The sequence below is a fragment of the Roseateles sp. genome (assembly GCF_047654805.1).
In the GTDB taxonomy this organism is placed as follows: Bacteria; Pseudomonadota; Gammaproteobacteria; order Burkholderiales; family Burkholderiaceae_C; genus Pelomonas.
This window is the reverse complement of the sequence record NZ_JASGIV010000001.1, coordinates 6,058,217-6,073,541: the sequence shown is the minus strand read 5'-3', so window position 1 is coordinate 6,073,541 and position 15,325 is coordinate 6,058,217. Positions and strand designations below refer to the sequence as shown.

Annotated in this window: 10 protein-coding genes and 2 rRNA genes; 5 read left to right on the top strand and 7 right to left on the bottom strand. The window is 63.6% G+C overall.

The genetic code is table 11. From position 1 onward, the window contains the following. Positions 1–147: 147 nt before the first annotated feature. Together QM732_RS27540 and lplT are read left to right on the top strand one after the other, a co-directional pair. Positions 148–1,623 carry a GAF domain-containing protein gene (locus QM732_RS27540; protein WP_415659275.1) on the top strand — a complete coding sequence of 492 codons (1,476 nt, stop codon included), beginning with the start codon at positions 148–150 and terminating at the stop codon, positions 1,621–1,623. A gap of 61 nt (positions 1,624–1,684) precedes the next feature. After that, positions 1,685–2,959 carry a lysophospholipid transporter LplT gene (gene lplT / locus QM732_RS27535; RefSeq protein ID WP_415659274.1) on the top strand — a complete coding sequence of 425 codons (1,275 nt, stop codon included), beginning with the start codon at positions 1,685–1,687 and terminating at the stop codon, positions 2,957–2,959. A gap of 229 nt (positions 2,960–3,188) precedes the next feature. Here the strand turns inward: lplT and QM732_RS27530 are convergent, their stop codons facing one another. Beyond that, entirely contained in the window at positions 3,189–4,430 is a 1,242-nt protein-coding gene (locus QM732_RS27530; RefSeq protein ID WP_415659273.1) for a glycosyltransferase family 4 protein, read from the bottom strand. A 113-nt stretch (positions 4,431–4,543) separates the two neighbouring features. Here QM732_RS27530 and QM732_RS27525 point away from each other — a divergent pair, with 113 nt between their 5' ends. After that, entirely contained in the window at positions 4,544–5,158 is a 615-nt protein-coding gene (locus QM732_RS27525; RefSeq protein ID WP_415659272.1) for a hypothetical protein, read from the top strand. 203 nt (positions 5,159–5,361) lie between these two features. Here the strand turns inward: QM732_RS27525 and QM732_RS27520 are convergent, their stop codons facing one another. Continuing rightward, entirely contained in the window at positions 5,362–7,008 is a 1,647-nt protein-coding gene (locus QM732_RS27520) for an aminotransferase class III-fold pyridoxal phosphate-dependent enzyme (protein ID WP_415659271.1), read from the bottom strand. 56 nt (positions 7,009–7,064) lie between these two features. Between QM732_RS27520 and asd the strand changes: the two genes are divergently transcribed. Continuing rightward, a complete protein-coding gene (gene asd / locus QM732_RS27515; protein WP_415659270.1) occupies positions 7,065–7,949 on the top strand; it encodes an archaetidylserine decarboxylase in 885 nt (294 codons plus the stop codon). Here the strand turns inward: asd and QM732_RS27510 are convergent. Genes QM732_RS27510 through QM732_RS27500 form a run of 3 tightly spaced genes read right to left on the bottom strand, consistent with a single transcriptional unit; the run spans position 7,933 to position 10,597 of the window. Further along, entirely contained in the window at positions 7,933–8,838 is a 906-nt protein-coding gene (locus QM732_RS27510) for a UDP-2,3-diacylglucosamine diphosphatase (protein ID WP_415659269.1), read from the bottom strand. The genes asd and QM732_RS27510 overlap by 17 nt on opposite strands. A 47-nt stretch (positions 8,839–8,885) precedes the next feature. Further along, complete coding sequence (locus QM732_RS27505) at positions 8,886–9,539, bottom strand: 2-hydroxychromene-2-carboxylate isomerase (RefSeq protein ID WP_415659268.1); 654 nt, start codon at positions 9,537–9,539, stop codon at positions 8,886–8,888. Positions 9,540–9,580: 41 nt separating this feature from the next. Then, complete coding sequence (locus QM732_RS27500; RefSeq protein WP_415659267.1) at positions 9,581–10,597, bottom strand: serine aminopeptidase domain-containing protein; 1,017 nt, start codon at positions 10,595–10,597, stop codon at positions 9,581–9,583. 100 nt (positions 10,598–10,697) lie between these two features. Here QM732_RS27500 and QM732_RS27495 point away from each other — a divergent pair, with 100 nt between their 5' ends. Then, entirely contained in the window at positions 10,698–11,702 is a 1,005-nt protein-coding gene (locus tag QM732_RS27495) for a LysR family transcriptional regulator (protein ID WP_415659266.1), read from the top strand. A gap of 195 nt (positions 11,703–11,897) precedes the next feature. Here the strand turns inward: QM732_RS27495 and rrf are convergent. Further along, a 5S ribosomal RNA gene (gene rrf / locus QM732_RS27490) occupies positions 11,898–12,010 on the bottom strand. Positions 12,011–12,195: 185 nt separating this feature from the next. Next, positions 12,196–15,072 (bottom strand): 23S ribosomal RNA (locus QM732_RS27485). Positions 15,073–15,325: the final 253 nt, after the last annotated feature.

Sequence of the window (15,325 nt, the reverse complement as noted above, 5' to 3'; positions counted from 1 at the left end):
CAACGACATAGATCGTCAATTGGTTTTAAACTGGTCTATGGCCGCTCAGACAGCCCCAGAATCTGCCTCATCCACGGATGTGGCGGGTTCTCGGAATCGACAAGAATACCAGTGAGAAACCAACTCGCTCCATCCGGATCTGCCACCGTGTTCACCCTCCAACCCGCCGCCAGCGAGACCCTGGCTGAGACGTTGGGCCGCATTGCCCGCGTGGCCCGCCGCCATCCGGCGGCAGCCGATGCCCTGCTGGAGACGCTGAGTGTCAACGCTGTCAAGGCCGGCGACGTCGCGGCCGGCGTGGATGCCCTCTACACCCGCTTTGGCTTGCTGGAGCCGCGCGGCCGCGCACTGGAGCTGCTGCCTGCGCTGGAGCAGGCAGGCGCGCAGGCAGCCGCGGGTCATTTTCCGGTGCAGGCCGCGCGCGTCTGCGAAGCGCTGGGCCGCATTGCCTATCAGCAGGGCGAGTACCAACTCGCCAGCGAGCAGTGGAGCCGGGCGCTGGACCTGGCCGAGGTTAGTGGCCATCTGCAGACCGGCGTAGCCGCGCGGATCGGACTGGGCCAGATCCACTACGGCCAGGCCGACTGGGCACGCGGCCTGCGCCAGATGCGCGACGCCGGAGAGCATCTGGCCCTGCTCAACCGCCAGGGCGACGACAGCTACCTCGCTGCCAAGTTGGCGCTGAATATCGGCGTCGGCAGCTTCGAAACCGGTGACCTGCCGGCCGCTGAGCGCCACTTCAGCCACGGCCTGGCGGCGGCGCGGCGTGGCGGTCACCGCGTGTTCGAGGCCGAAGCGCACTGGCATCTCGCACGCGCTGCCCTGGCCCGCCAACGCATGGACTGGGCCGTGGCCGACTGCCGGCTGGCACTGGACATCGCGGTCCGTCACGGCTACCCATGGCTTGAGGCGGCCGCCAGCCGTACCTGGACTGAGATCGCGCTGGCCCGTGGCGACAACGCCTCCGCAGTACGCTCAACCCGCCATGGCCTCGCGCTGGCCCAGCGTATACAGGCCCGCGCCCAAGCCCGCCAGGCCCATCTGCAGTTGGCTCAGCTGCTCCAGGCCGAAGGCGACGCCGCTGGCGCGCTGGAACACCTGTGGCAGCACCTGGCGCTGCAGTCCGAGATCGAACGCCTGAGCCTGCCGGCTCGCGCCGCCCTGGCCGCACCGCCGCCTGAGGATGGCGGCGCGCCCGTCACGCCTGAGGAACAGTTGCTGCAACTGTGCGGCCAGCGCCAACGGCTGGCCGCACTGCCCCCTCACGAGTCGCTGGCCGAGCTGAAGGCCGCCAGCACACGCATCCTGGGCCTGCACGGCGTGGTCCGCTGGCAACTCGGCGAAGGCGGCCTGCATATCGCGCAGCAGCCCCGCTACATCGACCTGTTGACCCGCCATGGTGCGCCACTGGCACTCCCCGACGCGGCCCTGCATCCGTGCCATGCCGAACTCGCGAGCCTGCTGGGCGCAGCAGAGGCGCGTATTGAGGTGCCGCTGTACGACAGCAACCAACTTGTCGGTGCGCTGTGGCTGATTGACGCGCGCGCCACGAGAGCCTGGACGAGGCAGGAGTTGCTGATCGCAAGCCAGTTGGCGCTGTTGTTCGAGGCCGTCGCGCGCTGACCGCTTCGAGCGGCCGATTCACGGCCGTTTCATGCCCGCATGAAAAGCTGGCGACAAGACCATGTCCGCCATCCTGCCGTCCGCCCGCACCTCCCGCCCTGCCCTGCCACAGGGCTTCGGGCTCGTCATCGGTGCGCAGTTCGCGTCGGCACTGGCCGACAACGCAATGCTCATCGTCGCCATCGCACTGCTTGCGCAGCAAGGGTTTGCGCCTTGGTGGGCGCCGCTGTTGAAGTTCGGCTTCATGCTTGCCTACGTCGTGCTGGCACCCTGGGTGGGCCCGCTAGCCGACGCCTTCGCCAAGGGCCGCGTAATGGCGGCAATGAACGTCGTGAAGATGCTGGGGCTGGCGTTGCTGGCATTGGGTCTGCACCCCGTTGCCGCGTTAGCCGTGGTGGGCCTGGGCGCCGCAGCCTATGCACCAGCCAAGTACGGCCTCATTACCGAGATGGCCACACCCGAGGCGCTGGTGAAGGCCAATGGCTGGATAGAAATCAGCGTGGTGTCCGCGGCTCTCCTTGGCGCCGTGCTGGGCGGCGCGCTTGTGAGCCCGCAGTGGCTGGGCTCTTGGTTGGCCGACTGGTGCAACGGCCTGACGCTGCCGGCAGACAAACTGACCGGCTCGCTGGCTGCACTGCTGCTGATCTATGCAGTCAGCAGCGGGCTCAACGCCGGCATCCCGGACAGCGGCCGACGCCAGCTCAGCGTTGCCCATGATCCGATGACCCTGCTGCGCGAGTTCCGCGCGGCCAACCGCAGGTTGTGGCGCGACCGCGAGGGCGGGCTGTCCCTGGCGGCGACGACGCTGTTCTGGGGCGTTGGCGCCACACTTCAGTTCGCCGTGTTGCGCTGGGCTGACGTGGCTCTGGGCCTGCCGCTAAGCCAGGCCGCCTATCTGCAGGCGGCGGTGGCCGTGGGCGTCATCGCCGGCGCCGCAGCAGCGGGACGCTGGCTGGCCTTGCATCAAGCAAGGCATGGGCTGTGGGCCGGTGTCGCACTGGGGTTGCTGATGCCTGTGGTGGCGCAGCTGAGCGACGTTGCGTTGGCGGCCGTGGTGCTCGCCCTGGTTGGTGCGGTGGGTGGAGCCATGGTGGTGCCACTGAACGCGCTGCTGCAGCACCGCGGCGCCCAGCTGCTGAGCGCGGGACGGTCAATCGCGGTGCAGGGATTCAATGAGAACCTGAGCGTGCTGGTGATGCTGGCGGCCTACGCGGGATGCGAGGCGGCGGAGGTGCCGATCACGGTCACTCTGAGCGGACTGGGCGCTCTGGTCGCAGCGGCCATCCTCGGACTGATCTGGAGAGATCGCCGCAGGGCCGCGCGCCTTGACGAATAGTCCTACGACTCGCTTGCCCGCCGGCGGAATCCGCCTAGCGAAGCGGGACAGCGTTCTTCTGTCGCTCCAGAGGAAGCCACCGAAGAAGAGCCGTCAAGAGGCACGCTGAGGCTTGCCTGCCAATGGCTGCGCGCAGAGCGCGTGCGCTTGAGGCGCACAGCCGGCACGGACCGGTCTGGGGGCATGGCTCGGCGAGTCGGGAAGCTCTGCGCAAGAAGCGCGGCAAACCTCAAGCCGCCGGCTGCAGCCCCCGCAACCCGAACCCCGGCTCGGCTCGCGCAATAGCTCCTTCCAGTACTGCCTCGAAGCGCGCCGTGATGTCACCCCAGTCCAGCCGCCGCGCCGTCGCCCGTGCCGCCTCGGCCACGGCACGGCGCACCAGTGCATCGGCGGCTGCCACGCGCGTCGCAGCCACGAAGTCGACCTCCCGGCCCATCCCCGCCAGCCAGCCGTTAACGCCACTGCGGATCAGCTCGCCGGCCGCAGCGCTCTCGAAGGCCACCACCGCACAGCCGCTGGCCATCGCCTCGGTCGTTACGTTGCCGAAAGTCTCGGTGAGGCTCGCGAACAGGAACAGGTCCAGCCCCGCATAGTGGGCCGCCAGGTCATCACCGCTGCGCGAACCGGCGAACACCGCATCGGGCGCGCGTGCCGCCAGCTCGGCCCGCATCGGCCCGTCACCGACAAACACCAGCCGCGCCTGCGGCTGCAGCACCTTCACCGCCTCGTAGGCAGCCAGCACAACGCCCAGGTTCTTCTCCGGCGCCAGCCGGCCGACATAGCCCATGACCAGATCGTCAGGCCCGGCACCCCAGCTCGCGCGCATCGCCGCGCTGCGCCGTGCCGGGTCGAAACGTTGAGCATCGACACCGCGTCCCACCACCGTCAATCGCTCGAAGCCCCGCTCTGCGAGCTGCACGCGCATAGCCTCTGTGGGCACCATGGTGGCGTCACAGCGGTTATGAAACTTGCGCAGGTAGCCCATGATGGGCCGGGACAGCAGGCCCAGACGGTAGTGCTTGCCATAGGCATGGAAATTGGTGCGGTAGTCCGACGTGACCGGCAGCGAAAGGTGCTGCGCCGCCTGCAGCGCAGACCAGCCCAGCGGCCCCTCGGTAGCGATGTGCACGACGTCGGGCCGGTGCAGGGACCACAGTTTCACCAACGCCCGCTTGCTGGGCACGCCCATGCGCAGGTTGGGATACAGGGGCACGGGCAGTCCCTTGGTCAGCACTTCGTCGACCTCTGGCCTGGGCGCGCCGGCCTGGACGGCCATCCTGGCAGGCTGGCGCGGGCGGATCAGCTGCACGTCGTGATTGCGCCGGTTCAGGCCGTCCACGACACGGGCCATGGACATCGCGACGCCGTTGACCTCGGGCGGGTAGGTCTCAGTGACCACCGCGAGCCGGCGCGAATGGCGCGGCGCGGGCAGGTCGTCGACCAGGATGTCATCGTCGGCTGAGGTGTTCATGCCGTGCATGCTGAGCCGACCGTGCAACAGCAAGATGACAAGCGCGCCGTCACGCCGATTTCACGCAAGCGGCCCACCATCCGCCCCGATTTCCACCCACACGAGGACGGGACGTGAACGAGTTCTTCCAAACCCTGAAGACCCAGCGCTGGGACGACCACCGCTACTACCACCACAGCCGCATCAACCAGAGCCTTCATCTGATTAGCGCACTGAGCTTCTTGGTGGCCTACGGCCTGGTGTTCGTGAACCCGGCCTGGGCCGCGCTACTGGCTTGGTGCGTGTCGATGACGACCCGCCAGGCGGGGCACTTCTTCTTCGAACCGCGTGGATACGACGAGGTCAACCAGGCCACCGACGAGTACAAGGAGGCCATCAAGGTCGGCTACAACATCCGTCGCAAGATTGTGCTGCTGGCGGTGTGGGTTGCGTTGCCGGCGGTGCTGTGGCTGGTGCCTTCGCTGGGCGGCCTCATCGAGCCCGCCGTCGGCCTGCAAGGGTTTCTGGAGGACGTCGGCATGGCTTGGTTCTGCCTCGGTGTCGTAGGCCTGTTCTTCCGCGTGGGCCAGCTCTGGGCCACCCAGGGCGCGATGCAGGCCCTCGCATGGATGACCAAGATCCTGACCGACCCGTTCCACGACGTGTATCTGTACCACAAGGCACCGCTGTACCTGCTGCGCGGAGAACTCATAGACCCCATGCACCACATCGGCGGCGAAGCCCACTGAACGCCGTCGCTCTCAAGGAAAGGCCCGCCCTGGCGGGCCTTTCCATCGCCGCAGCCCAAACGCCCGGTGAGGGCGGGATCACTCCAGTGCCGGCCGGCGGGTGATCCGGCCCACCGGTCCATCAGGCGAGCATCGCTCGCCCGCTCGGGGACCGGCCAGGCTTGACCATATGTTGTAGCGTGGCGAGCGAGTCCGCGAGAGGCTCAAAACTTATTCGCGAGCATCTCGCGGAAGACGCCGCGGCGTATCGCCTTGGCAGTGAGTTCCGGCGCCGTCCACCACCAGCCGTCGGCGCGCATCTCCTCGCAGGCAGCGATGAAGCGATCCATGACCTCGGCGAACTCGGCGTCACCGTAGTTGAGGCTGAAAATCAGCCGCCCCGTGCCCACCCAGCTCAGCGCCAGCCCCTGCTTGCGCAGGTAGAACTGGAGCATCCAGTGGTAGCGGCCAGGCTGCTCATACATCACGGTCCAGATTGTCGACAGGTTGGCCATGCGCACCGGCACCCCTGCAGCAGTCAACCGGGCATTGAACTGCGCGCAGCGAGCGTTCCAGCGTTCGTCCAGGCCGTCATAGAGCGCGCGTACCACTGGGCGCTCCAGGCGCTTGAGGAAGGCCCCCATCGTGGCGACGACGTAGGGATGCGCGTTGAACGTGCCTCGCGCGAAGCAGATATCTGCCGGACGGTCCTCGCGATAGCGCTGCATCAGCGCGCGGCTGCCGCAGACGACGCCCACCGGCAGTCCGCCACCCAGCGTCTTGCCATAAGTGACGAGATCGGCCTTGACGCCGAAATACTGCTGCGCACCGCCGACTGCCAGCCGAAAGCCCACGAAGACCTCGTCGAAGATCAGCACGATGCCGCGCGCGGTACAGACGTCGCGCAGCTTCTGCAGCCAGGCCGCGTAGGCTGCACGGTCGTAGTCGGCCCGGCGGCTGCCGTCGATCAGCGCGGAGTCGCCGGGCGCATTCGCGTTGGGGTGCAGCGCCTGCAGCGGGTTGACGAGCACGCAGGCGATGTCACGGCGCGTGGCCAGGACCCTGAGTGAACGCTCGGCCATGTCCTGCAGCGTGAAAGTCTCGCGCGGAGGCAGCGGGTTGCCGGGGCCGGGCTGCACGTCCTCCCACCAGCCGTGATAGGCGCCGGCGAATCGGACCAGGCGCTTCTTCCTGGTGTGATAACGCGCCAACCGGACGGCCTGCATGACCGCTTCGGTGCCGGACATGTGGAAGCTGACCTCTTCCTGCCCCGAGATGGCCTTCAGGCGCTCCAGCACGTCCAGCACGCAGGGGTGGTAGGCGCCCAGCACCGGGCCTAGCTCACGCGCAACGCCCAGCCCTTCGTCGATGCAGTCCTTGTAGGCGTCGTAGCCCAGCAGGTTGACGCCGTATGAGCCGGTCAGGTCGTAGAGATGGTTGCCATCCAGGTCCTCGACCTGCACACCGGAGCTTGCGCGCAGGAAGGCTCCCACCCTGAGGTGCTCACGCAGCACCGGGCTGAATTGAAAGGGCACGCGATAGCGCCCGGTGAAGCGCAGGTCGGAGATGGTGTCACGCGCCGCCTCGGTGGCCGCCAGTGTTTTCTTGAAGCGGTCGTCGAACTCGGCGCCCAGCCGCTGCAGCGCGGCCCTGCGCTGCGCTGCCACACTGGCCGGCGCGCCGTCGACCGCGAAGAACTTCGCCTCGTCGTAGGCATAGCCCGGCACCCAGCGCGCCAGGCGTTTGGCCATGCGCGAATGGCCGGCCAGTGAGCGGTGCTTGGCGCGCGACAGCTCCAGCCTTCGCTTGGCCGCGGGCAGCAGGGCCAGCACGCCAAGTGCCAGCGCTGACAGGGTCAGTGATTCATCCATCTTGTCTTCCGGAATTCACGAAGGTTTCAGATGTAGCTGCGACGCTTGACAGCGGAATGAATGACAAAGCCATGACCACCATCCCGGGCCGCATCCAACGCCTCTTCGCCCAGGAAGACCTGAACTTCCTGCTGACAAACCGAGTACCCCGCATCGCGCTCACCAAGGCGATGGGGCGCTTCTCGCGCATCGAGAGCCCGTGGCTGACGCGGCTGTCGATTGCAGTCTGGCGGCTGTTCACGCCGCTCGATCTCAGCGAAGCCCGGCAGCAGCACTTCCGCTCGCTGAAGGACTGCTTCACGCGGGAACTGAAGCCCGGCGCGCGCGTGTTCGATGCACGTCCGGAAGTCTTTGCCAGTCCCAGCGACGGCATCGTCGGCGCCACCGGTCTCGTTCGCGAGGGCCAGGTCTACCAGGCCAAGGGCTTTCCATACGCTACGGCCGAGCTGTTCGGCCCTACGCAGGACGCGAGTGCATTCGAGGGGGGGCGCTTCGTCACCCTGCGCCTCACGTCCGCGATGTACCACCGCTTCCACGCACCGGCAGACGGCACCGTGGAGCACGTGACCTATCTGAGCGGCGATACCTGGAACGTGAACCCGGTGGCGCTCAAGCGCGTCGAGCGGCTGTTTTGCCGCAACGAGCGCGCCGTGGTGCGCATGAAGCTCGCCAGCGGTCACGCGATCGCGCTGGTGCCGGTGGCAGCCATCCTGGTGGCCAGCATCCGACTGCATTTCCTTGACGTGCTGCTGCACCTGGGAAGGCGGGGGGCCCATGAGATGCCCTGCTCAGCGCCGCACGCCAAGGGCCAGGAGATGGGCTGGTTCGAGCACGGATCCACCATCATCGTCTTCGTTCCACGGGGCTTCGAGCTGGCCGAGGGCATCGCCCCCGGCGTGCGGGTCCGCGCCGGCCAGGCGCTGCTCAAGCAGGGCGGCTGACGCCGCCGTCCGGCGCCGCGACCTTTGCTACCGCCGGCACCGGCAATCCCACTGCCGCCGGCTTCGACCTTAGCGCTGGCAGCATGCCAGGCAGCGCAGCCTGGTCGCCCCGGTCGATGATCTCCAGCCTGCCGTCGAAGTGCTCAACCAGCGCCGTCAGGCTCTCCACCCAGTCACCATCGTTGCAGTAGAGGATGCCATCGATCTCGCGGATCTCGGCGTGGTGGATGTGGCCGCAGACAACACCGTGCGCGCCTCGCTTCTTGGCCTCTCGTGCGACGGCGTTCTCGAACTCGTTGATGTAGCTAACCGCACGCTTGACCTTGTGCTTGAGGTAGCGAGACAGGCTCCAGTACGGGAGACCGCACTTGGCGCGGATGCGGTTGAACCAACGGTTGGCCTTGAGCGTGAACTCGTAGGCCAGATCGCCCGCGATCGCCAGCCAACGCGCGCACTGGATGACGCCGTCGTACAGGTCACCGTGCGTGACCCACAGTCGCTTGCCGTCGGCAGTCACGTGGATGGCCTCTTCCATCACATCGACGCCACCGAAGTTGTGCATCAAGTACTTGCGCGCGAACTCGTCATGGTTGCCCGGGATGAAGATGACCCGCGTACCCTTGCGCGCCTTGCGCAGCAGCTTCTGTACGACGTCGTTGTGCGCCTGCGGCCAGTACCAGGAGCGGCGCAGCTGCCAGCCGTCGATGATGTCCCCGACGAGGTAGAGCGTGTCGCACTCCACGTCCCGCAAGAAGTCCAGCAACGCCTTGGCTTGGCAGCCGGGCGTGCCCAGATGAAGGTCCGAGATCCATACGGTGCGCACCGACAGCGCGGGCGTGTCGGCGGCAGGGTCAACGGCGGCGGCGTTGGGATCTTGCTTCGTCGGCATGGCAGGAATGCTGCCCGGCCGTCGTGACGGGCCCGTGAACGTCTGATCTAGATCAAGCCTTTGAACGGGCCGCTGCCAAGCCAGGCCTCGATCTGCGCCTGGCGATCATTGCCCCAGAAGGGCTCCCCGTCGACGATGAAATGAGGCGCGCCAAACACACCTGCGCCGATGGCTGCCTCGTTCTCAGCCCTGAGGCGAGCTTTCCAGGCCGGGTCGCCCCAGGCGGCTTCGGCCGCTTCAGCATCGATGCCGGAGTCTGCCAGCAGGCCCTTCAACGCCTCAGCATCGCTGAGCACAACACCACGCGTGAAATAGCCCCGCAGGCCGGCATGCGCCCAGGCAACGGCACGCGCCGGGTCCTGATCGTGCAGCCACCAGAACACGCGGGCGGCGTTCTGCGTCGAGATCGGAAAGACCTCCGGCTGGCGATAGGGCAAGCCGGCGAAACGGGCTGACCGCTCGAAGTCACGCAGCGTGTAGTCACGCTTGACGGGATGGGAAACGGGGGACTTCAACTCCGCCGCCTGGAAGGTGACGCCCAGCAGGATGGCATGCCATTGGACACGCCGGCCGTGGCGAGCCGCGACAGCCTCGATCCATTCAGAGGCGATGTAGGCATACGGTGAGGAGAAGTCGAAATAGAACTGCACCGGTGCGCGCTGCAGCGTCACGTTATCGGCTAGAAAGCGGTCGTCGATCATGGCGCGACCTTATCCTCGCCGAGCGCTCACCGCAGCGGTGCTTACGCCGAGTGCAGGCGGAGCGCAAGCCGTGGCGTCGCAGCCTCGATGGGCGCCAGCAGCCGCGGCCAGAGCCCGGGGCCAAGGTCACGTCGGAACGGGCCAAAGTGCTCAATCCTGCCTACGCCCAGGTCGGCGGGAGACACCGCGTGCCGCTGCACGCGTGCAGCGCTGAACTCGCCAGCCAGCGCATCCACTGCGGCGGCTGGACCGAACAGGTGATCGTCAGTGATGCTCCACAAGTGGGCTACGCCGGTGAAGCGGTCGTAGCTGCGCTCACGGGCCAGGCTCTCGTCGCCGAACAGGAAGCCCGGCGTCCGGCCCCAGGCCGCCCACTCCAGGGCTGCTGCCCCCGGCAGGTCCTCGGCACGAGGCCCAAGCAGCCGCCCCGGAGCATGCCCGAACAGGCGCACGGCGCCCGGCAGCATCAGATGGAAGAACAGCCAGGCCTGCAACCGTGCGAGACCGGACCAATGCCCCAGATAGGCCACCTGCGCAGCGACGCCGAGCAGGGCGTCAACCTTGCTGGCAAAGCCCGGTACGAGGCCGACAGCATTTCCGCCCAGCGAATGGCCGACCCAAAGCAGGCCTAGTTCGCGTCCCTGCACGGCAGCGGCCTCGCAGCGCCGCCTGTCGGCCGCATGCAGGGCCGCGCCCATGTCCACTCGCGCCCAGTCGCGCAGGCGCACGTCCTCGCCGGGCCGCAGGGCCTCGCGAGAGGCAGCGATGCCCCGGTAGTCGAAGCTGAGTACCGCATAGCCGCGCCGCGCGAGCCATTCGGCAAAGTGACGGTAGTAGCTGGCCGGCACGGCCGTAGCCGAGCCAATCACGGCCACCGCGCGGACGCCCAAAGCTTGTGGCGGCTCGAACCATTGCGCGGCTAACAGGCGGCCATCGTTGCAGCGCAAAGGCGTCGCGCTGACACGAACGGCAAGGTCAGGAGCGTCATGGCTTGCGGCAGCCGCCATGGCAATGGGGAGCGGCGCCGCTTCGGCGGGAGTGATGGGAAGACTGGTCATGAAATCCTCGGGCTGCTGCACTTGCTGCTGCTTCGAACACAGTCTAGATTGGTGACTTCTGGACCGCTAGATCACGCCACATAGCCTCATCGTCAATTTAATGTCGACAAATATCACCCCTCCGCGCGGCGTTGGCCGCCGTCGCCAGACCGCTGCGGAACAGGCCCTTGACGCCAATGCGTTGGAGCTCTTCGCGCGCATCGCGCAGGCCGGCAGCTTTGCCCAGGCGGCGCGCGAGCTCGGACTGACGCGAGCCGCCATCAGCCGGCGCATCGCTGCCATCGAGAATGCCGTCGGGCTGACCCTTTTTGTGCGCAGCACACGCAGCCTGGGCCTGACGGAAGCTGGCCGACGATTGCATGCGCGGGCACGGGCCGTAAGGGACGCAGCCGAGAGCGCTCGACTGGCCTTGAGACATACCCGCGACCAGCTTGATGGCACGATCCGCATCAGCGCCACGGCAGGCTTCGGGCGGCATGTACTCGCCCCCTTGCTGGCCCAGTTTCAGGTCATGCATCCCGCCGTGCGCTATGAGCTCTTCTTCACGGACCGGCGCGTGGATCTCCTGCGGGAAGGCCTGGATGTCGCCTTCCGCTTCACCAGCAAGCCGCCTGAAGAATGGGTAGCGCAGCCAGTGCTGAGGTTCGCCGTACGGGCGTACGCGCGCGCAGGCCACCCAATGCCGATGGGTCCGCAGGACCTCGCCGGTGCTGCCATGCTTTTACTCGGGCAGAACGAGGAGCCCTTTGCCAGCCAGTGGCAGCATGACGATGGGAGGCGCGAAGAGGTCACGCTGCAGGCCGGGGCCTGGGGTAGCGACATGGAGGGGTTGATTGAGCTAGCTCGCCATGGCGCAGGCGTCGTGCTGGCTCCTGATTTCTGCGTTGAGGCTGTGAGCATGGACGCAGGCACGACGCCGACAAGCGACTCGGACGAGTCGGTCAGATTCGGTTCGGCTGGAATGGCTCTCGTGGACGTGCTGCCCAGTTGGCGGATGTTGACCGGCATCGACGCCGTGCAGGCGTTGACGCTACCGCAGCCTGCGGGCTCGGAGCCTGCGCGCGCGCTGGTCCGTTTCGTACGCGACTCGCTGTCGGCACGGTAGTGGCCAGGGGCGGGCACGGCGAATTGCGCCTGCGAATTGCGCCTGCGAGTGCGCGGGGCCGGGTCGCAGGGGGCTGTGAGCAGGGGCTGTGAGCGGGGAGGCGGATAAGCGCAGGCTATCCGCGCCCCTAGATTTCGCCCGCAAAAAGCAAAACCCCCACCATCTTTCGATAGCGGGGGTTGGCTTGAATAAATAGCCTGACGATGACCTACTTTCACACGGGAATCCGCACTATCATCGGCGCTGACTCGTTTCACTGTCCTGTTCGGGATGGGAAGGAGTGGGACCAAGTCGCTATGGTCGTCAGGCTTGACTGGTTGGCTTATTGGCAGGGCCAATAAACCCAATTCGTAGAGTCAGCAGATTCGATCTGCACACAGCAATGACTTGCTGCGGAATCAGTATTTTGATTGCGTCTTCAGACTTCTGAAGAACAACATAACTTGAATACCCACCTTGATCTGCAATCCAGTTGATTGGCAGTCAAAGTTATAGGGTCAAGCCTCACGGGCAATTAGTACTGGTTAGCTTAACGCATTACTGCGCTTCCACACCCAGCCTATCAACGTCCTGGTCTCGAACGACCCTTCAGGGGGCTCAAGGCCCCGGCAAGACTCATCTTGAGACGAGTTTCCCGCTTAGATGCTTTCAGCGGTTATCTCTTCCGCACTTAGCTACTCGGCAATGCCACTGGCGTGACAACCGATACACCAGAGGTGCGTCCACTCCGGTCCTCTCGTACTAGGAGCAGGCTCTCTCAATCTTGCAGCGCCCACGGAAGATAGGGACCAAACTGTCTCACGACGTTTTAAACCCAGCTCACGTACCTCTTTAAATGGCGAACAGCCATACCCTTGGGACCGGCTACAGCCCCAGGATGAGATGAGCCGACATCGAGGTGCCAAACACCGCCGTCGATATGAACTCTTGGGCGGTATCAGCCTGTTATCCCCAGAGTACCTTTTATCCGTTGAGCGATGGCCCTTCCATACAGAACCACCGGATCACTTTGTCCTACTTTCGTACCTGCTCGACTTGTCAGTCTCGCAGTCAAGCACGCTTATGCCAATGCACTATCGTCACGATTTCCGACCGTAACTAGCGTACCTTCGAACTCCTCCGTTACACTTTAGGAGGAGACCGCCCCAGTCAAACTGCCCACCATACACTGTCCCCAACCCGGATCACGGGCCAAGGTTAGAACCTCAAACACACCAGGGTGGTATTTCAACGTTGGCTCCATAAGATCTAGCGACCTTACTTCAAAGCCTCCCACCTATCCTACACAGATCTGTTCAAAGTCCAATGTAAAGCTACAGTAAAGGTTCATGGGGTCTTTCCGTCTTTCCGCGGGGAGATTGCATCATCACAAACATTTCAACTTCGCTGAGTCTCTGGAGGAGACAGTGTGGCCATCATTACTCCATTCGTGCAGGTCGGAACTTACCCGACAAGGAATTTCGCTACCTTAGGACCGTTATAGTTACGGCCGCCGTTTACTGGGACTTCAGTCAAGAGCTTGCACCCCATCATTTAATCTTCCAGCACCGGGCAGGAGTCACACCCTATACGTCGACTTTCGTCTTTGCAGAGTGCTGTGTTTTTAATAAACAGTTGCAGCCACCGATTCTCTGCGGCCTCATTGGGCTCCCCAAGTAAATGGTTCACCTACTAAAGGCACACCTTCTTCCGAAGTTACGGTGTCAATTTGCCGAGTTCCTTCTCCAGAGTTCTCTCAAGCGCCTTAGAATACTCATCTCGCGCACCAGTGTCGGTTTGCGGTACGGTCGTTGCAAGCTGAAGCTTAGTGGCTTTTCCTGGAAGCAGGGTATCACTCACTTCGGAGGCAAGCCTCCTCGTTATCACGCCTCATCTAAGCTCTCCGGATTTGCCTAAAGAGCACGACTACACGCTTGAACCGGGACATCCAACACCCGGCTGAGCTAACCTTCTCCGTCCCCACATCGCACTTGCAATCGGTACAGGAATATTGACCTGTTTCCCATCAGCTACGCATCTCTGCCTCGCCTTAGGGGCCGACTCACCCTACGCCGATGAACGTTGCGTAGGAAACCTTGCGCTTTCGGCGAGGGGGCTTTTCACCCCCTTTAACGCTACTCATGTCAGCATTCGCACTTCTGATACCTCCAGCAGGCTTCACAACCCACCTTCACAGGCTTACAGAACGCTCTCCTACCACGCATATTGCTATGCATCCGCAGCTTCGGTAACTGGCTTAGCCCCGTTACATCTTCCGCGCAGGACGACTCGATCAGTGAGCTATTACGCTTTCTTTAAATGATGGCTGCTTCTAAGCCAACATCCTGACTGTTTTAGCCTTCCCACTTCGTTTCCCACTTAGCCAATTTTAGGGACCTTAGCTGGCGGTCTGGGTTGTTTCCCTCTTGAGTCCGGACGTTAGCACCCGGTGCTCTGTCTCCCAAGCTGTACTCTGCGGTATTCGGAGTTTGCATAGGTTTGGTAAGTCGCCATGACCCCCTAGCCTAAACAGTGCTCTACCCCCGCAGGTAATACTTGAGGCACTACCTAAATAGTTTTCGGAGAGAACCAGCTATTTCCAAGTTTGTTTAGCCTTTCACCCCTATCCACAGCTCATCCGCTAGTTTTGCAACACTAGTCGGTTCGGACCTCCAGCACCTGTTACGGTACCTTCATCCTGGCCATGGATAGATCACTTGGTTTCGGGTCTACACCCAGCGACTATTCGCCCTATTCGGACTCGATTTCTCTACGGCTTCCCTATTCGGTTAACCTCGCCACTGAATGTAAGTCGCTGACCCATTATACAAAAGGTACGCAGTCACCCTTGCGGGCTCCTACTTTTTGTATGCATGCGGTTTCAGGATCTATTTCACTCCCCTCCCGGGGTTCTTTTCGCCTTTCCCTCACGGTACTTGTTCACTATCGGTCGATTACGAGTATTTAGCCTTGGAGGATGGTCCCCCCATATTCAGACAGGATTTCACGTGTCCCGCCCTACTCTATTCGCGCCTAGTTCCACAATCTACATTTCTCATACGGGGCTATCACCCGCTTTGGCCGGACTTTCCATTCCGTTCTGATATGCAAACTGCTAAAACGCGAGGGCTACTCCGATTTCGCTCGCCACTACTTTCGGAATCTCGGTTGATGTCTTTTCCTCGAGCTACTGAGATGTTTCAGTTCACCCGGTTCGCCACAATGACCTATGTATTCAGTCAGAGTTACTCCTCGCGGAGTGGGTTTCCCCATTCGGAAATCTCCGGATCAAAGCTAATTTGCCAGCTCCCCGAAGCTTATCGCAGGCTATCACGTCCTTCGTCGCCTGTAATCGCCAAGGCATCCACCACATGCACTTAGTCACTTGACCCTATAACTTTGACAGCGCTGACTGCACTGTCGTCAAGGACTCAATCCAGATCCTCAGATCCAGACTGTTTTTGAGTATTCACGCGTTACGCCGTTCTTCATCTAAACAATTTCTTGCTCAGTTGAAGTCTATGTTTGACGCAATCAAAATGTCGTTAGCGGCACGGTGCGCCCTTACGACGCTTTCCGCTAACAACGCTGATTCGACTCTACAAATTGTTAAAGAACAACAGCCGATCTTTCGATCTTTCGCT

Bases quoted from the DNA above. Each gene is read 5' to 3' on its own strand.
- lplT (WP_415659274.1), top strand. From the start codon at position 1,685: ATGTCCGCCATCCTGCCGTCCGCCCGCACCTCCCGCCCTGCCCTGCCA.
- QM732_RS27530 (WP_415659273.1), bottom strand. From the start codon at position 4,430: ATGAACACCTCAGCCGACGATGACATCCTGGTCGACGACCTGCCCGCG.
- QM732_RS27520 (WP_415659271.1), bottom strand. From the start codon at position 7,008: ATGGATGAATCACTGACCCTGTCAGCGCTGGCACTTGGCGTGCTGGCC.
- asd (WP_415659270.1), top strand. From the start codon at position 7,065: ATGAATGACAAAGCCATGACCACCATCCCGGGCCGCATCCAACGCCTC.
- QM732_RS27510 (WP_415659269.1), bottom strand. From the start codon at position 8,838: ATGCCGACGAAGCAAGATCCCAACGCCGCCGCCGTTGACCCTGCCGCC.
- QM732_RS27505 (WP_415659268.1), bottom strand. From the start codon at position 9,539: ATGATCGACGACCGCTTTCTAGCCGATAACGTGACGCTGCAGCGCGCA.
- QM732_RS27500 (WP_415659267.1), bottom strand. From the start codon at position 10,597: ATGACCAGTCTTCCCATCACTCCCGCCGAAGCGGCGCCGCTCCCCATT.
- QM732_RS27495 (WP_415659266.1), top strand. From the start codon at position 10,698: ATGTCGACAAATATCACCCCTCCGCGCGGCGTTGGCCGCCGTCGCCAG.